Genomic DNA, 19,198 nt, shown 5'->3' on the forward strand with positions numbered 1-19,198 from the left:
AATGAACAGGCGTGCAGACGATTTATTGGTGCATTTATATGGCGCCTCAGTGGCTTCAAGGAATAGCCATTTATACCGCGCTTCGCGATTTCAGCAGAACAATTTCACAGAAATGGTTTAAGTATGAAATTTCATGCTTGAATTATTTCTGTATTTGTGGAGATATTTACTGGTTTCCGATAAAAGGAGTGTATTCGGAAGCACAGGCAGGAGGAGAGAGAATGCGGAATAGTTTGACTGCGCCAGTTTTACAGAATGGAAATGCAAGACCTTTTCTCCGCAATTGGGAGCAGGCCTATTCCAATGTGAAGCATGTTGTCGATTCTGCGTGTTTTCCTCCGCAATGGCAGCAGAAGTCCCGAAGCTTTCGCGACCAGATGGAAGCACAGAGCCGATTTTCAGGCGATGTGCGTTATGGTTCAGCAGAGCGTAATCTTCTTGATCTTGTGTTGCCGCAGGCGCAGCCACGCGGATTGGTTGTTTTTGTACATGGCGGTTATTGGCTACGCTTTGACAAATTCTATTTCACGCATTTAGCCCAAGGCGCTGTTGCACATGGCTTTGCGGTGGCCATTCCGTCCTATACGCTGTGTCCGCAGGCCAGCATTCCTGAAATCACGGCGGAAATTGCTATGGCGATAAAACAGGCCGCATCAATGGTTGAGGGACCATTGCATTTGGCAGGGCATTCTGCGGGCGGGCATCTGGTGGCACGGATGGCAACGACGACAACACCGTTGAACCGCAGCTTACAACAGCGTTTGCGTAAAATTGTACCGATCTCGGCTGTGACGGATTTGCGGCCATTGCTCAATCTTGAAATGAACAAAGATTTTAAACTTGATCTCGAGCAAGCGCGTCTTGAAAGTCCTGTTTTACAAGAACCGTTAGCTGGGACAGATATCACCACATGGGTAGGCGCAGAGGAATTGCCGGAATTTGTTCGTCAAAGTCGGGCGCTGGCGAATTTATGGAGCGGCTTTGATGTCCGGATCGATCAGGTTGAGGAGTCTGATCGTCATCATATGAATATTCTGGATGGCCTTGAGCATGCGGACCATCCGCTGACGCGTAAATTATTATGTCTTTAGAGTATTTCGCATTTTTGTGTTCGGAGTCTGAAAAGCAAGCTTGTAAGTCTTGGTAATTTATTATTGAACTACCCAATAACAATAATCACGAGGGAACACTGATGAAAAAACTGACACTTAGCCTGTCGACCGCCTGTTTCGGGCTTGGACTGGCACTTTCGCAGGCCGCGCAGGCCGAGCCACTTAAAATCGGTATGATCACCACTCTGTCCGGCGGTGGTGCAGGCCTTGGCATTGACAGCCGTGACGGCTTTCTGCTGGCGATCAAACAATCCGGCAATAAAGATGTCACTGTAATTGTTGAAGATGATGCGCAAAAGCCTGAACTGGCGGTGCAGATTGCTGACAAAATGGTGCAGAGCGACAAGGTTGATATTCTGACCGGTATCGTCTGGTCCAATCTGGCTATGGCAGTGGTGCCGAGTGTTGTGGCGCAGGATAAAATCTACGTTTCCACCAATGCGGGGCCTTCGGCTTTGGCCGGTGCAAAATGCAATGCAAATTATTTTAATGCGGCCTATCAGAATGATAATCTGCATGAAGCCGTCGGTAACTATGCCAATACAGCAGGTTATAAAAAGAGCTTTATTCTCGCTCCGAATTATCCGGCAGGCACTGATGCTCTGACCGGCTATAAGCGTTTTTATAAAGGCGAGCTTGCCGGTGAAGTCTATACCAAAGTCGGCCAGACAGACTATGCCGCTGAAATCGCGCAGATCCGTGCCTCCGGTGCAGATTCCGTCTATTTCTTCCTTCCTGGCGGCATGGGCGTTGCTTTCATGAAGCAATATTCCCAGTCGGGTGTAACCATTCCGGTTACAGGGCCTGGCTTCTCCTTTGATCAGGATGTGCTGGGCGCTATCGGCGATGCGGCACTGGGTGTAAAAAACTCGTCGCATTGGTCAAAAGATCTCGATAATGAGGCGAATAAAGCCTATGTCGAAGCCTTCAAAAAAGAATATGGTCGTCTGCCGTCGCTTTATGCCACACAAGGTTATGATGCAGCTAATCTGATCCTGTCTGCTGCTGCAAAAGCCAGCATCAATGACAAGGATGCATTCCGCGCAGCAATGAAAGCTGCTGACTTCAAGTCGGTGCGTGGCAAGTTCAAATTCGGCAATAATAATCATCCTATTCAGGATATTTATATGCGCGAAGTGATCAAGGAAGACGGCGTTCTGACCAATAAGATCGTGGCGACAAGTTTCACAGACCATCAGGATAATTACGCCAAAGATTGCAAGCTCTAAGCATGTTTGATTGTTGCAGCGGATAAAACCGCTGCAACAAGTTTTATGTTTGCCGCATTCCCTGCACAATAAATGATGCTGCATTGAGCAGCATACCGGTAATTTCTGTGCAGATTTTATAAAAAGCAATCAACAGATCGGACGCGGTTTTGTCTTCTGCACTTTTTATTGAGCAGTTACTAAACGGGCTGCAATTCGGCATTATGCTGTTTTTGATGGCGGCTGGCCTGACCCTGATTTTCGGGGTTATGGGGGTTATCAATCTTGCACATGGCTCACTTTTTATGGTGGGAGCATTTGCTTGCGCCGTGGTCGCCGCTGCAACCGGTTCTTTCTGGCTCGGCCTGATTGCCAGTCTGATTGCCGCGGCCTGTGCCGGTGCCATTATGGAAATGGTGCTGATCCGCAAGCTCTATTACCGCAGCCATCTGGATCAGGTTCTGGCGACCTTCGCGCTTATTTTGATTTTCTCTGACGCTACACGTTGGATTTTTGGTTCTTTCCCGCTGTATCTGGATATTCCGCCTTTGTTGCAGGGCTCAGTCACTTTGCCCGGCGGTTCACAATATCAGTTGTACCGCTTGGCCATTATCGGCGCGGGTATTATCGTGGCTGTCGGGCTGTATTTCCTGATCGCCAAGACCCGCTTGGGTATGCGTATCCGCGCAGGTGAGGCTGATCGTGAAATGATCGGTGCCTTGGGCGTTGATATTGCCAAGCTGAACACAATTGTTTTTGCGCTCGGTGCAGCGCTGGCCGGTCTTGCCGGTGCCTTGGTTGGTGCCTTGCAGTCGGTGCAGGTTGGCATGGGGGAGCCGGTACTGATCCTTGCCTTTGTGGTCATTGTTATCGGCGGCATAGGTTCGGTTAAAGGCGCTTTATACGGTGCCATTCTGGTCGGTGTGGTGGATACAATGGGACGTTTTTTGCTGCCCAAACTGTTCGCGCTGTTTATGGAGCCGTCACAGGCTGCAACGGCCGGAACCGCATTGGCATCGATGCTGATTTACATTGTTATGGCGATTATTCTCACTATGCGCCCACAGGGATTATTTGCTGCAAATGGCTGATTTTAAAAAATATTCTTTGAGTAGTGCGATTATTGCAGGCAGGAGGCAAGGCCGATGAAACGCGAAATAGCTATCGGCCTGTTTTTTGCACTCGCTCTGCCTGCGGTTGCCTTGATTGCCAATCAGATGGGAGAGACATTCTATATTTCTCTCGTCACCCGCATTGCCATTCTGGCGCTTGCAGCCACCGGACTTAATCTGGTGTTGGGGCTGGGCGGTATGGTATCCTTCGGCCATGCGGCTTTCTTTGGCATTGGCGGCTATGTTGCCGGTATTCTTGCAAGCCATGCATCAGATGGAACGATGATTTTTAACTGGTTTTCCGGCAGTGATCAGATGCTGGTTATCTGGCCGGTAGCAATGCTGGTCGCCGGTTTGATTGCCTTGCCGATCGGAATTATTAGTCTGCGAACTTCCGGCGTTTACTTCATTATGATTACGTTGGCTTTTGCGCAGATGATTTATTATTTCGCAATTTCATGGCCTGCCTATGGTGGTGAAGACGGGCTGTCTCTGGCGATGCGTAATAATTTTCCCGGTGTGAATACGCTGAAACCGCTGAGCTTTTTCCTGATCGCTTATGCCGTGTTGATGGTGGTGTTGTTTCTGTTTTCACGGTTTCGTAATTCCCGTTTTGGTGCGGCTCTGGAAGGCGCGCGTCAGAATGAACTGCGCCTGTCATCGGTGGGCATTGCACCGTTACGCATTCGCCTTGTGGCCTTTGTGCTTTCAGCAATGATCACAGCGCTGGCTGGTGCGTTGTTTGTTGATCTCAACCGCTTTGTCAGCCCGTCAATGTTCTCATGGCATATGTCCGGTGAGTTGATTGTGCTGATTATTCTCGGTGGTACCGGCCGCTTGTTTGGGCCGTTAATCGGCGCGGTGCTTTATGTGCTGTTTGAATTCGCGCTGGGCGGCATGGTCGAACATTGGCAGCTTTTCTTTGGTCTGATTTTGCTGGGTGTGGTGATGTTTGCACGCGGCGGTATTATCGGCCTTTTTGCAGGGAAACTCCGTCATGGCTGAACCAATTCTGGATATTCAAAATCTCTGCAAAAGCTTCGGCGGGTTAAAGGCGACTGACGATGTGAGTTTGAACCTGCACAAAGGTGAAATTCATGCATTGATCGGCCCCAATGGTGCTGGGAAATCGACACTGATCGGGCAGATTGCCGGAACCATTAAACATGACAGCGGTGCAATCCGTTTTGACGGGCAGGATGTCGGACAATTACGGGTAACGCAACGCGCACAACTGGGTTTGGGGCGTACCTTTCAGGTCTCATCCCTGATGCCGGAATTCTCTGCTTTACGGAATGTGATGCTGGCTTTGCAGGCGCGGCAGGGCTCCAGTTTTCGCTTTTGGAAGCCGGTGATGAAAGACGCAGGCTTGAGGGACGAAGCCTCAGCTGTTCTTGAGCGTGTGCGCCTTGCGGAGCGGATGCATATTGCCAGTGCAGAGCTGTCACATGGCGAACGCCGTCAGCTTGAAATTGCGATTGCACTGGCATTGCGTTCTAAAGCGCTGTTGCTGGATGAACCAATGGCAGGGATGGGACCGGAGGGTTCCAAGCAATTAACCGGCTTTCTGGACGCATTGCGTGAAGAAGTGCCGGTTTTGCTGGTTGAACACGATATGGATGCCGTTTTTGCTCTGGCAGACCGCATTTCTGTGCTGGTTTATGGTCGTGTGGTTGCCAGTGGTACGGTCGCAGAAATTCGGAGCAATCCGCTGGTGCGTGAAGCCTATCTCGGGGAGGCTGTCTGATGTTGCTGGAACTCAATCAGGTTGAAACATTTTACGGCTCGTCACAGGCACTGTTTGGCATTGATCTGCAAGTTGGCAAAGGCGAAGTGGTGGCTCTGATGGGGCGCAACGGAATGGGTAAAACCACCTCTATTCGCTCTGTATTCGGGCTAACGCCGCTGCGGCGGGGTAAAATCAGCTTTATGGGGCGTGATATTTCCGCAATGCCGCCTTATCGAATTGCACGGCTGGGGCTCGGGCTTGTGCCGGAAGGACGGCGTTGTTTCCCCAATCTGACTGTCGTGGAAAATTTGCTGGCTTCAGCCCGCAAAGGCGAGTGGACGCTTGGGGCAGTGAATGAATTATTCCCGCGACTGAAAGAGCGCAGCCAGCAACAGGCGAATACTTTATCAGGTGGCGAGCAGCAGATGCTTGCAGTCGGACGGGCATTAATGACCAATCCGGAATTGATTGTGCTGGATGAGGCCACAGAAGGATTGGCTCCAGTGATCCGGCAGGAAATCTGGAAAGCTGTGCGGGAGTTGAAGCGACGTGGGCAGTCTATTCTGGTTGTCGATAAAACCCTGTCGGAACTGCTGCCGGTTGCTGATCGGTGCGTGATTTTGGAGCGTGGACGCACTGTTTGGCAAGGCAAGCCTGATGCGCTGAATGCGGAAATACAGGATCAGTATCTCGGTGTTTAGCAATCTGAGAATAAAATTTTATATATTGCGGCCATGATTATTTGTGGCCGTTTTTTTATATTTCGTGAATTATCAATAATTTGTGATAGTTCAATTTATATTCTATAAATTATTAAAATCTATAGTTGTTGGAATAAATTACCTGTGTTAGCCTGATTTTGAGAATGAAACCACTCATGCATCCATAATCAGCAACAGGGGGCTTTCTTGACCAAGCATATTATCGTTGTTGGAGGCGGTATTGGCGGTACAATGACCGCCAATAGTATTGTGGCTAAGCTTTATCCGGAAGTAGCGCGCGGTGCCGTCAAAGTAACATTATTGTCGGACTCGCCGTGGCATTACTATAAGCCTGCTTTTATGTATGTAGCCTTCGATATGTTTTTTGAAGGTGAATTGCGACGCAAGCAACAAACACTGCTGCGTCCGGAAATTAACTTTCAGGTCGATAAAGTTACCCGTTTCGATTTTGCCGGTTCATCCGTCACGACTGAGAGCGGTAAGACGATTGGCTATGATTATATCGTAGTGTCTACTGGCTGTTTACCCGCACCGGAGCGTATTCCGGGTCTAAAGCAAGCCGGAGATTACTTCTATCAGCAGAAACCGGCGCTTCAACTCGCAGAAAAGCTGCGTAATTTTGAGAAGGGCCGTATTTTCATTACGGTGAATTTCCCGAAAACGCCGAATGTCCCGCATCAATGCGGTATTGCGCCGATTGAAACCACGCTGATGCTGGATGAATATTTGCGGCGTAAAGGTGTGCGCGATCAGGTTGAGATCGTTTACACGTACCCGACAGTTTCTCAGCTGTTACGCAACTGCCTCTTCCTGCAGCAGGAAGTGTGTGAAGTGGTGCCTGCAATTTTCGAGAGCAAAGACATTAAATTCCAGCGGGGCTTTACACTGGCTTCCGTTGATCCTGAAAGTAAGATTGCCGTTTCAGAGGAAGGCAAAGAGGAGGGTTTTGATCTCCTGATGTGTACGCCGCCTATCCGGGCTGTGGACGCAGTTCTTGAAAGCGGCGTTTCGCAAGCTGCGGATAATGAAGGTTGGTTGCCGACGAACCGGCAAACCTTACAGCTTGATGGTTATCCTAATGCTTATGTGATGGGCGATACGGTAGATTTGCCGATCTCCAAGGCTGGTGGTTCCTGCCATAATCAGTGTCCGGTGATTGCCAATAATATTGCCGGCGATATTCGTCTCGGTCGTGTTGTTGATGCTTATGATGGCAAAGTACAGGCCGTCGCTCAGATGGGGCTCGAGGCAGGTATGCCGCTTTGGTATAATTATGACGAGGATGTGCATCCCACGCCGCCGACAAAAGTGGGCGGGCTGCTACGCAAGGCCTTCAATCGCGGTATTTATTGGTCTGTCGCACGCGGGATCATCTGAGTTTTATGAAAAATGCAGCCTCAGGGGAGGACATTACTTTGAACAAAGCCAATAAAGACGAATTTATAACAGTGTCGCCTTTGCTGGATGAGGCGACAGAGCGTGGCCTGAAAGATTTGCTGGAAAAAATCTCACCGCTTTTACAGGGTAAGCGTTTCCATAATGTTGTTGATCTGCTGTCTTTGGCTTCAGACAGTGTTGATATGTTCGACGATGCTATGGTGCAGAAGCTGATGAAAGCCTATGAGGAATCTGTCGGTGCCGCATGGTCATTGGGTAATGCTGCGCGCTATGCACAGAACCAGACGGCGACTTTACCGTTGCCATCATTGTTTGGTCTTCTGAAGGTTGCTGGCAATGAGGACGTACGGCGGGGACTGCATTTTGTATTGCAGTTTCTTGCGGTACTTGGGCGGCAGATGGACAGTCCTGCGGAGAAATGAATACGCAAGCTGATATCGGGCGTCTTTACGAGGACAGAGTGCGTGAATGGGCACGAAAATCTCGTAATGATGCCCGTCTCGTTCCTGCGGATCTGAGCGTTCGTCGTACCAGTCCTGTCTGCGGCAGTGCTGTAACTCTTGATATTTGCCATAATCAGGAGGTGATTACAGCGCTTGGTTTTCAGGTACGTGCCTGTACTCTTGGCATGGCTTCAACCGCCGTTGTGGTTGCAAAGGCGCCAGAATGTAGTTTTGCAGAGATCCATGAAGTCGCTATAATGCTCTCTCGCTTACTGGCAGGCGATGATGTGCACTTTCCTGCAAGGTGGGATGCGCTGGAGATGTTTGTTGCTGCCCGCTCCTTTAAAACGCGACACGGCTCTATTATGCTGCCTTTTCAGGTGCTTGGGGAGGCCGCGTATCAGTTGGACTTTGTGAAATAGCCCAATGATATGAACTTAAATCTATTGCGATATGATTTTCTAAATATTTTACTGGTGATTGAAATTCGTTTCGGCGGCAGTGACCGTGCCCCCGCTGAACATGAATAGTTTGTGCTATCCACACTCCGGCACTGCCGCCGATGACGAAGGATGTTGACTGCAGCCGTATATTACGGTCCGCAGAGCTATCTCGGAACCAGTAGATGCTCCAATAAACCTCCGTCAAAATCCGGCTAAACGGCCGGACAATCTTTTTTATATGGTGGTACTATCGGTTTTAATTAAGAGAATTTCTGACATGGACTGCTGTAAATTCAATATAGGAAATATTTCTTACGAGTATCCGATATTGAATTCTTATTTTTACAAAGGCGTATTGAGTTGCATCTTTTGATTTTTGATATTTTACGATTATTAATCGATATTTTTATATGTAATTCTGCTTGTTTATCATCTATTAATGTGGGATTATTTGATCTCAGTGTGACGTTTATATTTGTAGCATAATCCCTTCAGGGCTTCCACGACCTGAAATCTCATTTTTGTGCGCAACTTTATTATAAATTTGTATAATTTTATTGAGCCAACGACAAAAAATCTCTTTCGCATAGATAACAACTAAGAATAGTCTGTCTGGCAGCGGATATGCGATTCAGTTTTTTACGAGGTGACGCATCGTGCAAGGTGTTCTACAGGTTTCAACGGACTTGGTTGAGCCCTCTCAACGAACGGATTATTGGCGCGATGTTACTCGCCCTTTGTTCGATAGCTCACCATGTGACAGCGGGCTTTATCCTATGCTTGAAGGCGCCTTTGGTTTAAAAATAATTGGCGCGATGATGTCTGGTTATGCTCGTTTCAAGCCTCAGCGTTTTATGCGGGACTGGAGAATTATCAGCCGGAGCGGACTTGAAGACTTCTATCTCTTGCAAATGTTCGCCGGTGCTTCCGCTATGATAGACTTTGCGGGGACAAGATTGTCGGTCTCCAGAGGAGATGTATATCTGTTCGATTTCGGGCGCGTTTTTTCATCGAATTATAGTGCCGGTTCGACATATTCTCTGCTTTTACAGCGCGATCGCGTGGAAAAAGCGATGAACGGACGGAAATTACACGGTACTTTACTCAAGGCAGGGTTACCACAAACACAACTACTTGCCGATGTTATAACCGGTATTGCGAATTTGACGCCCGTAACAACAGACACAAATACTTTGGATGTTGAGGAGGCTGTCATATCCTTGCTCGCTTTGGCGCTGCATTACTCCGCTCTGAAAGAAGATGATCCGTCTTTAGTGCCAGTTTTACGGATGCGGGTTCTAGATTTTATAGACAAAAATCTGGCCGAGCCGTGTCTTGATATTCAAATGCTGCTAAGCCGGTTTAAAGTCTCTCGTGCTCATCTTTACCGTATGTTCGAGACTGAGGGTGGCATCATGCGGGTGATACGTGAAAAGCGACTACATGCAGCCTATCAGCAACTATTACGGAATCCCGCGACCCCGCTACCCCATCTGGTCGAACATTGGGGTTTTGCCGGCTCTGACCAGTTTCAAAGATCATTTCGCCATTATTTTGATATGACACCCAATGAAGTCAGGCATGAACGTACGAAACTAATTGTAGAAGATGGACGGGTGCGTGATATCCAGAGTTATCTTGCGGGCTTCACAACAGTTCAATGACGTGCGCAAGCTCTATGACGATAGAGGAACCGGATGAGTTGTTTCCGGTTCCGTCTGATTTATCTGGCAAGCGGTGTATTTTTACTGCCAATCAGCACCAGAGCGAGGCCGCCAGCAGCCAGTAACCCGCCTGCAATTGAAACGGCCGCATAGCCAAATCCCAGACTGATCACACCGGCTCCGAGTGCTGCGCCAACGGCATTGCCAAGATTAAATGCGCCGACATTAATGGATGAGGCAAGTCCGGGTGCCTCGGAAGCCGCTAGCATGACACGCATCTGCACGGGCGGGACAAGAGCAAAAGCTGCAGCACCCCAGAATAACAATCCGATTGCAGCGCCACTATGCGTGCTGAGGACAAATGGCAACACAAACATAATCAAAGCAAGAGAGGCCAGAAATATCTTTGTTGCTCCATCCAGCGACCAGTCGGCAAGCCGACCGCCCATCCAGTTACCAAAGGTAAAGCCAACACCAATCAGTGCCAGTGCCATTGTAACAAAAGCACCGGATGCATTGGTCAGTGTTTCCAGAGCGGGAGCTACATAGGTGTAGAGGGTAAACATGGCACCTGCCCCCATGACAGTGGTTGTCATGGCAAGTAGTACAGCCGGACGTGTTAAAACCCGTAACTCCTTACGAACATCAGGCATTGTTCCCCGCTCACCTTTCGGGAGTGCGAGCCATAAAGCAATAATAGCAACAATTCCAATCAGGGCTGTTCCGGCAAAGGCCATGCGCCAGCCAATTTGCTGACCAATCCATGTGGCTGCAGGAACACCACCAATATTGGCGATGGTCAGTCCCATAAACATCGCGGCAACTGCACTGGCCTGTTTTTCTTTAGCAACGACACTGGCCGCTACAACTGCACCTAAGCCAAAAAATGCGCCATGGTTGAGGCTGGTTACAAGGCGAGCCAGTAACAGCGTATAATAGCCCGGAGCCAGCGCTGACAGTAAATTACCGATGGTGAAAATCACCATCAGCAGGATTAGCGCTGTGCGTTTGCCAAAGCGGCTGAAGGCGAGCGTCATAATAGGTGCGCCGACCATCACGCCGATGGCATAGGCACTTATCAGCAATCCTGCTGTGGGGATTGATACGTCAACTCCGTCAGCAATGACCGGTAACAGCCCCATAGGGGAAAATTCTGTTGTACCTATACCAAACGCGCCGATTGCAAGTGCAAGCAATACACCACGCGCAGATAAGGATGATGCGGCCGTATGAACAGCCGCCGGAGCAAATGTGCTCATAATGATAATCCTCTTAAATATCCCAGACTGGAGCTAGACCGGCAGGGCTGACAAGGCGGCCATCCGTGCGGGCGAGACTGGCAATCACAGCCATGTCACTGTCTTCCAATACAAAATCAAAAATCGCGATATTTTCAGCAACACGCGCAGGATTCGCTGTTTTTGAAAGCGCAATATGTCCCTGTTGCACCAGCCAGCGAAGACCGATCTGTGCAGCGGTTTTGCCATATTTTGCACCGATCTTTTGCAATGTTGCATCTTGCGGAACTGCGCCGTCAGCCATGCTATAATAAGCGGTTACTGCCATGCCACTGTCATGAGCAGCAGCCACAAGCTGATGCTGAGGGAGATAAGGGTGCAACTCAACCTGATTGGTGATGATCGGGGCAGCGGAGTGAGCAACGGATTCCTTCATTTGTGCGATGTTTTGATTGGAAACGCCGATAAATTTGGTCTTTCCGGCCTCTTTGACTGCATTCAGCATGTCGATCTGGGCGGCAATTGAAACCTGATCGGCAGGCCAGTGCAGAAGCAGAAGATCAACCTGATCTGTCTGCAGCTTTTCGAGGCTTTCATCAACCGAGGCAGCGAAACGACCTGCACTATAATTATCCACCCAGACTTTGGTGGTCAGGAATAATTCATCCCGACGCACACCGGCAGTCTGCAGTGCTTTGCCGAGCGCTGCTTCATTCTGATAGATTTGTGCGGTATCGAAATGGCGAAAACCGGCTTCAAGTGCTGCCGGAATGACCCGCTCAACTTCCGCATCAGACATGCGGAAGACACCGAAACCAAGCGCTGGGATAGTGGCGCCGTGGGCTGTAACAGTTTGCATAATAAAATTCCTTGTGAGGTGAACAGGAAGAAATTGTCAGCCGTTCACGGGTCTTTTGTCTTAGTCATCAAATAAAGTGTCTGCGGGGACTTGATAATCATCCCGAATTCCACATCATCTGTGAAACAAAATCACAAGTGAGGCGCAGATGGATAATCGTACCGGTGAGATGCAGGTGTTTTTGCGTGTGGTTGAGACGGGAAGTTTCTCTGAAGCCGCAAGATTATTACGAATGACCCCATCAACAATCAGCAAGCTGATTTCGCGCATGGAAGCGCGGCTTGGTGTGCGGTTGATTGAGCGTTCAACCCGCCGTCTGTCACTGACAGATGAGGGTAAGTTTTATTATGAACGCGGCCTGACCCTGTTGCAGGATCTGGACCAGATTGAACATGAGCTTTCACAGGGGGCTGCAGCGGCGAGCGGCGTGGTTCGGGTGAATGTTTCTGTGGGGTTGGGTGTTTTGGGACTTGAGCCGCTATTGATGGAGTTCTGGGAGGCTTATCCGCACATTGTTGTAGACTTGTCGCTGTCCGACGAAATTGTTGATCTGTACCTTGAGCGAACCGATATTGCTTTTCGTGTGGCGACACTTCCGGATTCCGGCATGATGGCACGGCGAATTGGTACTGCCTATCGTAAAATTGTGGCGTCGCCTGGCTATCTCGAGCGCTACGGAACACCTGTTAAAACAGAAGACCTGTCACAGCATAACTGTATCGGCTTCAACTTTCGTCGCGCAGCGCCGGTCTGGCCGCTGAAGGAAGGCGGGCGAATGACGGATCGCGTAGTGAAAGGCTCTCTGCTAGCCAATAATGGTGAGACAGTGCGCCGTATGGCGTTGGCTGGTGCGGGGCTGGCACGCATGGGGGATTATCATGTGCGGGAAGATCTGGCCGCAGGTCGTCTTGTTGAAGTTCTGACTGATGTGATCGAGCCGGATAAAGAGGACATTCACGCTGTTTTTTTGGGCGGACAACGGATGCCGCAGCGCGTTCGTCTCTTTCTTGATTTTATCGTGCCGAGGTTGCAAAAATTCCTCAATGCCCAAGCATGACAGGCCGTTCATCTGCTTGCATGGTCGGAGACCAGATAGCAAGCAGATGATAATAAATCGACTATTCTGTCGCCAACGCATTGTTAATGCAGGGTGCGACGGCCTGTTTTCTTGATTGAATATGCACAGGGCGTCCGGCGCAATAGCCCAGTATTGCCATCAAGCCGCAAATGATTGTGCAGATGATCAATAATGCTGCCCAGCTATGAAAATAATCATGGATCATGCCCGCAGCCGGAGGTGCACCGGCCGCAATCGAATAGCCTGCACATTGTGCCATGCCCGAGAGTGTTGCAGCCTGACTGACATTGGCTGAGCGCAGGCTGATAAATGCCAGAGCAAGAATGAAAGTGGCACCGCAGCCGAAGCCAAAAAGCCCCACCCAGAATACAGCCCATTGTGGCAGGATAACAATGCCGGCGAGGGAGAGTGCTGTCATAGTCGGAAGAGCAATAGCGACAGTTTTCTGATCTTTAAAACGGCTGAGTACTGCACCAAAAATGAGGCCCGGTACAGCTGTTGCCAATTGAGAAATCCCATGCAGTGAGCCTGCTGCAGCGGGAGAATATCCGGCCTCAGTCAAAATGGCAGGGAGCCAGGCGACAATGACATAATAGACCAGTGAGTTGAGGCCAAAAAACAGTGTGACCTGCCACGCGAGAGGAGAGCGCCACAGATTATCATCGTGTTGGATTGCCTTATGGTTTTGCGTGTTGGTGGTTGTATTGGCTAATTGCGGTATCCATGCTGCAATTGCGAGCAGCGGAAAAATAACGAATGATCCCAGCGCCCAGTTCCAGCCATAACCGGAAAGGGAGGCGATAGGAATGGCAACAGTGGAGGCGACTGCTGCGGCTACCCCTGCCGTAACGGAATAGGCGCCTGTTATCGCCGCAATTTTGTCAGGGAAATCGCGCTTTAAAAGTCCGGGCAATAGGACATTTGCGATTGCAATGCCGATGCCGATGATGCCGGTTCCCAGAAACAGGCACCAGACAGACTCGATCAGGCGTAATAAAATACCGCTGGTGACCAGCAATAGCGCGATGAACAGGCTGCGTTCCAAACCGCATTTTCGTGACAGGATCACAGCGAAGGGAGAGGCGATTGCAAAGGCCAGCAGTGGCAGCGTCGTCAATGCGCCGGCGGTCGTGGTGCTGAAGCCAAAGCTGTCTCGGATGAGTTCGAGTACCGGCGCAACGCCGGTGACAGGGGCACGTAATGTTGTGGCAATGAGCAAGATGCCAGTAAGCAACAGAAGGGGCCGTTTTATAGAACCGGTTTTAATATTCATGATTTTAATCCATTCTTTTTCCTCTATTTACCGGCTTGCAGTGCTTGTGAATTTAGCTATAGTGCCTATTAATCGCTAAATTATGCCAGATTGTCATGCAGCCACGTCACAACTCTATTGATTTTGATCCTGATTTGACCGCCCGCCCTGCGATTGCGCTGGATTTGAATTTTCGAGATTATTCGACCGAAATACCGGTTCATCAGCATCGTAAAGGCCAGCTCGTGTTGGCTTTGCATGGTGCTGTAACCTGTCAGGTGAGGGACGGTATGTGGATGGTGCCGCCAAATTGCGGGGTCTGGATTCCGGGTGATCTCGCACATTCCAATCATGCGACAGCGAATGCACATCTGGCATATCTGTTTGTTGAACCGGATGCCGTATCCTTGCCGGATCATTGCTGCACTTTATCGGTCTCTCCTATGCTGAGAGAAATGATCAGATATCTGGCGCAGCAACCACTGGATTATCCGGATGGCGGTCATACCGACCGGCTGGTTCGCGTATTGCTGGACGAGCTGGTTCTGATGCGGCAGGAGGATTTCCATCTGCCGGTTTCGGATCATCCTAAAATTCGCCTGATGGCTGAAGCGCTGAGTGCAGATCCGGCAGATCGCAGTACCTTGGCACAATGGGCAATGCGGATCGCGGTGAGCGAGCGCTCGCTTGCAAGACTGATGGTGCAGGAAACAGGGTTGACCTTTGGCCGCTGGCGGCAGCAGCTGCATCTGATTATTGCCCTGCGCGAGATTGCGGCAGGTACTTCAGTGCAAGCAACATCTGAAATGCTCGGATATGAATCGCCGACCGCATTTATTACGATGTTTAAGAAGGCTCTGGGACAGACACCGACCCGTTATTTGCAAGGTCTGGAACAGGCCGGAATGCCGGACTATTCCAGAACAAGCTAAACTCGGAACGCTTGCTGGCTAAATGACCAGCAAGAGCGTTCGTTGTAGATTTTACAAGGCTGACTTGTAGATATTACCGTCTTTCATGACAAAGCCGACATCACGCATCTGTTCGATATTATCGAGCGGATTGGTTTTTACAGCAATAATATCGGCGAGTTTCCCGCTTTCAATGGTGCCGATGTCTTCAATCATATCAATATGGGTTGCCGCATTGACTGTTGCAGCGAGTAACGCTTCCTGCGGTGTCATTCCGGCCTCGACCATCAGCACCAGTTCAGTGGCATTGTCTCCGTGAACAGAAACACCGCTATCGGTACCAAACGCAATTTGGACACCAGCTTTATGAGCTTTACGCAACATATCCAGCATTAAGGGGCCAGCTTGCAGCGACTTAATACGCTGTGGCTCTGTCATCCATTTCGCTTCTTTGGCAGTTCTGGCGACAAAATCACCGGCCATAACTGTTGGCACCAGATAAGCGCCTTTTTCCTTAAACAGTGCAATGGAGCTGTCATCCAGATAGGTGCCATGTTCAATCGACATAACGCCGGATGCCAGCGAGGAATTAATGCCGTTCAAGCCATGGGCATGGGCGGTTACTTTACGCCCCATGCTGCTCGCCGCATCAACAATTGCCTCAATCTCAGGGCTGGTAAATTGCTGGTTGAAGCCTGCGAGCGTATTTGACAGAACGCCGCCGGTTGCTGTGATTTTGATGATATCGGCGCCTTTGCGAATTTGTTCACGTGCTGCACGGCGGCAATCATCGGCACCGTTGCAGATTGAATCTTTATGCAAGACCTCGGCTACATCATCATTATAACCCTGACGGCCATCCGCATGGCCGCCACTGACGGAAATGGCATATCCTGCACTGCGAATGCGCGGCAGCGGCAAGTCATTGCGTTTTGATGCTTCTTTGAGCGCAAAGATGGCATCCTGACCGCTGGCGCCCAGATCCTGAATTGTCGTGAAGCCTGCCTCTAATGTGCGTTTGCCATGCAGTGCACCCTGCATTGCCCAGTCGGCATCCGAATTTTCTACACGCTTAAGGCGTGCATCCGGTGCCAGTTGTGATGTGATGTGGACATGGCTGTCGATCATGCCGGGCATAACGAAAGCTTTGCTTAAATCTACTATTTTTGCCCCGTCGCGCTGAGAAAAGCCTGTTTCGATAGCCTCAATCTTATTGTTTTTGATAATGATTGATTGCTCGGTGAGGGGCTTGTCTGCCGGATTTGCCAGCAAAGTTCCGGCATGTATAATCGTTGTCTGATCTGTATCCTGCGCAAATGCAGGCATAGTGAAAAGACAAGATGCGAGTAGTCCAAATAGTAGATGTTTTTGCATTGATACTCTCTCCTCCAATGAGATGCACGATGTAAAGAGAGACGAATAAAAACGATCAGTCAACGAATATTGAAAATAAATCAACATATGATCATGAAACCTATGAGGGGCTTCTTGTTTACTTGGGGCTTTTTCATTGTGACTGAATTTTAGAGAATGGACTGGTACGTATGTAGTGATGTTAAATGGTCACAGATGGATGCTGACTTGCGTTGATTTACGGAAAAGCACCCTGATACAGAATGTGTCATGTTGATTTTCAAAACAGGACGATTATACAGACAATAGTATTTCGGGCGCATTATCGCCCTGTTTCTGGAAAGGGAGCACGACAATGCACGGCATTATCCTTCGCCCCGCTGGGGTTTCAGCTTAACTCAGTAATTGCTGACGAATGTTGAGTGACCTGCTGGCTTTGTCAGCAGATGATACCTTATATCCAGAGTTTAAAAATTATGGGCATTTTAATTGAGAGCTTATGCTCTCCTGAAGCCGGAACACAGGTTCCGGCTATAATACGCCGTTTCTATACGGATAAAAGCTGGGTGGAAGGGGAAACCCTTCGCCAGCTTGATCAAATGGCTCGCCTTAACGGTGCGATGACACTTGCTGCCTTTCCTGATTTGCATCCGGGGAAATATGGTGCGACCGGTGTGGCTTTGCTTGCCAACAGGCTGCATCCTTTATTAATCGGCAACGATATTGGCTGCGGAATGAGCCTGTTCATGCTTGATCTGCCCGTGCGTAAATTACGTATTGATAAAGCAGAGCTTCGTTTACGCGAGTTGGAAATGCAGGAAATTTCTGATGCCGGTGCAATGCTGGCTGCAAGCGGGCTTCCTCATGATCTGTTTCCGGAAGGATTGGGAACAATCGGCGGCGGTAATCACTTTTGTGAATTACAGGCTGTGGATGAAATGTTTGCAGGTTCTTCTGAGGGCGTGCTTGATAGTCAGGCGCTTTACTTGTTGGTTCATTCCGGTTCACGGGGGTTGGGTGCGTCTGTTTTTGCAGAGTTTCTTGTTGCTGGTGAGGCCAATAATGAAGGTCTGGAGATCGGCTCTCCTGCCTATACACGGTGGAAAAATAAGCATGATCAATGTGTTAAATGGGCATCGCTTAACCGCCGGATGATTGCGGAGCGCGCAGCTAAGGCATTACACGCTGATTGCACATTGATCGCGGATGTTCCGCATAATGTTGTGCGTGTTCAGCCTGACGGAATTGTTCATCATAAAGGTGCGGCAGTGGCGAATGCTGGTGATTTGGTTCCTGTTGCGGGATCACGGGCGAGCCTGAGTTATATCGTTCGCGCCCGCGATGAAGTGCAGCAATCGCTCGGGGCTATTTCACATGGTGCAGGTCGTAAATATGACCGTGCCAGTATGCAGGGACGCATTGGCAAGCTTCGTTCACAACGTGAGCAACACCTGCGTAATCCGTGGGGCGGCAGGGCGATTTGTGATGATCGGGCTTTGATGGTGGAAGAAGCCGCATCGGCCTACAAGGATTCTGCGCAGGTGGTTGCGGATCTTGAAGCACATCATCTTATTGACCCTGTGGCGGCTATGCGTCCTTTGCTGACCTACAAAAAGGCAATGGATCAGAAGACTGGCGGGAGCCTGAAGAATGACGATAAGAGAGGCCGAAAGGGGCATTATGAAAAGCGTTGACTTGTTTTTATCATCTGGTTCCGGCCCCGCTGAATGTCGTATTGCACTTGGCCGCTTGGTTGATGTTTTACAGAAAGAAGCACTTCAATCGGATTGCAGATTTGAAATGACCTCTGTAACGGCACCGGACAAATATGGCCCAAAGTCAGTGCTGGTAACTATCGAAGGGGACAAGGCAGATCAGATTGCGCGGGATTATTGCGGGACAATCAGGTTCATTTTCAAGAGTCCTGTTCGTCCGCAGCATAAGCGGCAGAACTGGTTTGTTTCTGTGTCAGAAGCTGACCTGCCGAAGGCAAGTGCAGTTGACATCCGTCCGGAAGATATCCGGTTTGAAACACTGCGCGCCGGAGGCCCCGGCGGACAACATCAAAATACAACGGATAGTGCCGTGCGTATTCTCCACATTCCGACGGGGATACAGCTCACTGCGCGCAATGAGCGGTCTCAGCATCGTAATAAAGCAGAAGCTTTGGAGCGGCTGAAAGCTATGCTGCAACATCTGCAGGAGAATGAAATGGAAAATGCCAAGGCTGCACGATAGGTTGTGTTGCAAACTTTTCGTCAATGGATAACCTGATAGTATCTTGGCTTTTATTCAGCTGAGTATTTTAGATGTTTAAAGGTCGCCATTTTGATAAATCCGTTATTCTGCTGTGTGTTCGGTGGTACCTGGCTTACAATTTGAGCCTGCGCAATCTGAAGGAAATGATGGCGGAACGTGGCATCGATCTCGATCATTCAACCGTCCATCGTTGGGTCATCTGCTTTAGTCCAAAACTGCTTGAACGAAGCGTCAGGTCACGCGCAAATGGAACCTTGATGAAACCTATATTAAGGTCAAAGGCGCGTGGCTGTACTTATATCGTGCCATCGATAGCAATGGCGATACGGTTGAGTTCTATTTCAGCAAACATCGTGATCTGACAGCTGCTAAACGCTTTATACGCAAGGCACTGGCCCGCCACGGCAGGCCAGTGCG

The 19,198-nt window shown here is 49.6% G+C and carries 18 protein-coding genes and 1 pseudogene; 15 read left to right on the top strand and 4 right to left on the bottom strand.

The annotated features are described in order from the left end of the window. Positions 1-11: 11 nt before the first annotated feature. The 10 genes from QUF18_RS15500 (at position 12) to QUF18_RS15545 (ending at position 9,831) form a co-directional block, all read left to right on the top strand. A complete protein-coding gene (locus QUF18_RS15500) occupies positions 12-1,091 on the top strand; it encodes a hormone-sensitive lipase (protein ID WP_353074532.1) in 1,080 nt (359 codons plus the stop codon). Positions 1,092-1,192: 101 nt separating this feature from the next. Further along, a complete protein-coding gene (locus tag QUF18_RS15505) occupies positions 1,193-2,341 on the top strand; it encodes an ABC transporter substrate-binding protein (protein ID WP_289388160.1) in 1,149 nt (382 codons plus the stop codon). 149 nt (positions 2,342-2,490) lie between these two features. Beyond that, positions 2,491-3,411 (top strand): branched-chain amino acid ABC transporter permease, encoded by a 921-nt coding sequence (locus tag QUF18_RS15510; RefSeq protein ID WP_289388162.1) that lies wholly within the window; start codon positions 2,491-2,493, stop codon positions 3,409-3,411. Positions 3,412-3,465: 54 nt separating this feature from the next. Continuing rightward, positions 3,466-4,437, top strand: a complete 972-nt coding sequence (locus QUF18_RS15515) for a branched-chain amino acid ABC transporter permease (RefSeq protein WP_289388163.1) — start codon at positions 3,466-3,468, stop codon at positions 4,435-4,437. Further along, positions 4,430-5,179 carry an ABC transporter ATP-binding protein gene (locus QUF18_RS15520; RefSeq protein ID WP_289388164.1) on the top strand — a complete coding sequence of 250 codons (750 nt, stop codon included), beginning with the start codon at positions 4,430-4,432 and terminating at the stop codon, positions 5,177-5,179. Before QUF18_RS15515 ends, QUF18_RS15520 begins: the two co-directional genes overlap by 8 nt. Beyond that, positions 5,179-5,862 (top strand): ABC transporter ATP-binding protein, encoded by a 684-nt coding sequence (locus tag QUF18_RS15525; RefSeq protein WP_374807190.1) that lies wholly within the window; start codon positions 5,179-5,181, stop codon positions 5,860-5,862. The genes QUF18_RS15520 and QUF18_RS15525 overlap by 1 nt, the downstream gene beginning before the upstream one ends. Positions 5,863-6,069: 207 nt before the next feature. Then, a complete protein-coding gene (locus QUF18_RS15530; protein WP_289388166.1) occupies positions 6,070-7,260 on the top strand; it encodes an NAD(P)/FAD-dependent oxidoreductase in 1,191 nt (396 codons plus the stop codon). A 5-nt stretch (positions 7,261-7,265) separates the two neighbouring features. Next, positions 7,266-7,703: a DUF1641 domain-containing protein gene (locus QUF18_RS15535; RefSeq protein WP_289388168.1), complete on the top strand. Its 438-nt coding sequence runs from the start codon at positions 7,266-7,268 to the stop codon at positions 7,701-7,703. Then, positions 7,700-8,146 (top strand): iron-sulfur cluster assembly scaffold protein, encoded by a 447-nt coding sequence (locus tag QUF18_RS15540; RefSeq protein WP_289388171.1) that lies wholly within the window; start codon positions 7,700-7,702, stop codon positions 8,144-8,146. The genes QUF18_RS15535 and QUF18_RS15540 overlap by 4 nt, the downstream gene beginning before the upstream one ends. A 797-nt stretch (positions 8,147-8,943) precedes the next feature. Continuing rightward, entirely contained in the window at positions 8,944-9,831 is an 888-nt protein-coding gene (locus tag QUF18_RS15545) for a helix-turn-helix domain-containing protein (RefSeq protein ID WP_289388173.1), read from the top strand. Between the two features lie 59 nt (positions 9,832-9,890). Here the strand turns inward: QUF18_RS15545 and QUF18_RS15550 are convergent, their stop codons facing one another. Beyond that, positions 9,891-11,090 carry an MFS transporter gene (locus QUF18_RS15550; RefSeq protein ID WP_289388174.1) on the bottom strand — a complete coding sequence of 400 codons (1,200 nt, stop codon included), beginning with the start codon at positions 11,088-11,090 and terminating at the stop codon, positions 9,891-9,893. A 13-nt stretch (positions 11,091-11,103) separates the two neighbouring features. Further along, on the bottom strand, positions 11,104-11,928 hold the full coding sequence (locus tag QUF18_RS15555) for an aldo/keto reductase (protein ID WP_289388175.1): 825 nt from the start codon (positions 11,926-11,928) through the stop codon (positions 11,104-11,106). Positions 11,929-12,076: 148 nt separating this feature from the next. Between QUF18_RS15555 and QUF18_RS15560 the strand changes: the two genes are divergently transcribed. Then, positions 12,077-12,985, top strand: coding sequence for a LysR family transcriptional regulator (locus QUF18_RS15560; RefSeq protein WP_289388177.1), 909 nt, complete (start codon positions 12,077-12,079; stop codon positions 12,983-12,985). 61 nt (positions 12,986-13,046) lie between these two features. On the opposite strand, the gene QUF18_RS15565 is transcribed toward QUF18_RS15560, so the two are convergent. Further along, positions 13,047-14,279, bottom strand: a complete 1,233-nt coding sequence (locus QUF18_RS15565; protein WP_289388178.1) for an MFS transporter — start codon at positions 14,277-14,279, stop codon at positions 13,047-13,049. Between the two features lie 95 nt (positions 14,280-14,374). Between QUF18_RS15565 and QUF18_RS15570 the strand changes: the two genes are divergently transcribed. Further along, positions 14,375-15,190 (top strand): AraC family transcriptional regulator, encoded by an 816-nt coding sequence (locus QUF18_RS15570; protein ID WP_289388179.1) that lies wholly within the window; start codon positions 14,375-14,377, stop codon positions 15,188-15,190. A gap of 51 nt (positions 15,191-15,241) precedes the next feature. On the opposite strand, the gene QUF18_RS15575 is transcribed toward QUF18_RS15570, so the two are convergent. Continuing rightward, positions 15,242-16,543, bottom strand: coding sequence for a metal-dependent hydrolase family protein (locus QUF18_RS15575; RefSeq protein WP_289388180.1), 1,302 nt, complete (start codon positions 16,541-16,543; stop codon positions 15,242-15,244). 455 nt (positions 16,544-16,998) lie between these two features. Between QUF18_RS15575 and QUF18_RS15580 the strand changes: the two genes are divergently transcribed. The 3 genes and pseudogenes from QUF18_RS15580 to QUF18_RS15590 form a co-directional block, all read left to right on the top strand. Next, positions 16,999-18,216, top strand: coding sequence for an RNA ligase RtcB family protein (locus QUF18_RS15580; RefSeq protein WP_289388181.1), 1,218 nt, complete (start codon positions 16,999-17,001; stop codon positions 18,214-18,216). After that, positions 18,203-18,760, top strand: a complete 558-nt coding sequence (gene prfH / locus QUF18_RS15585) for a peptide chain release factor H (protein WP_289388182.1) — start codon at positions 18,203-18,205, stop codon at positions 18,758-18,760. Before QUF18_RS15580 ends, prfH begins: the two co-directional genes overlap by 14 nt. A 71-nt stretch (positions 18,761-18,831) precedes the next feature. Next, a pseudogene (locus QUF18_RS15590) lies at positions 18,832-19,198 on the top strand (IS6 family transposase); the annotation flags it as partial.

The sequence above is a fragment of the Pseudochrobactrum kiredjianiae genome (genome assembly GCF_030362795.1).
GTDB lineage: Bacteria > Pseudomonadota > Alphaproteobacteria > Rhizobiales > Rhizobiaceae > Pseudochrobactrum > Pseudochrobactrum kiredjianiae.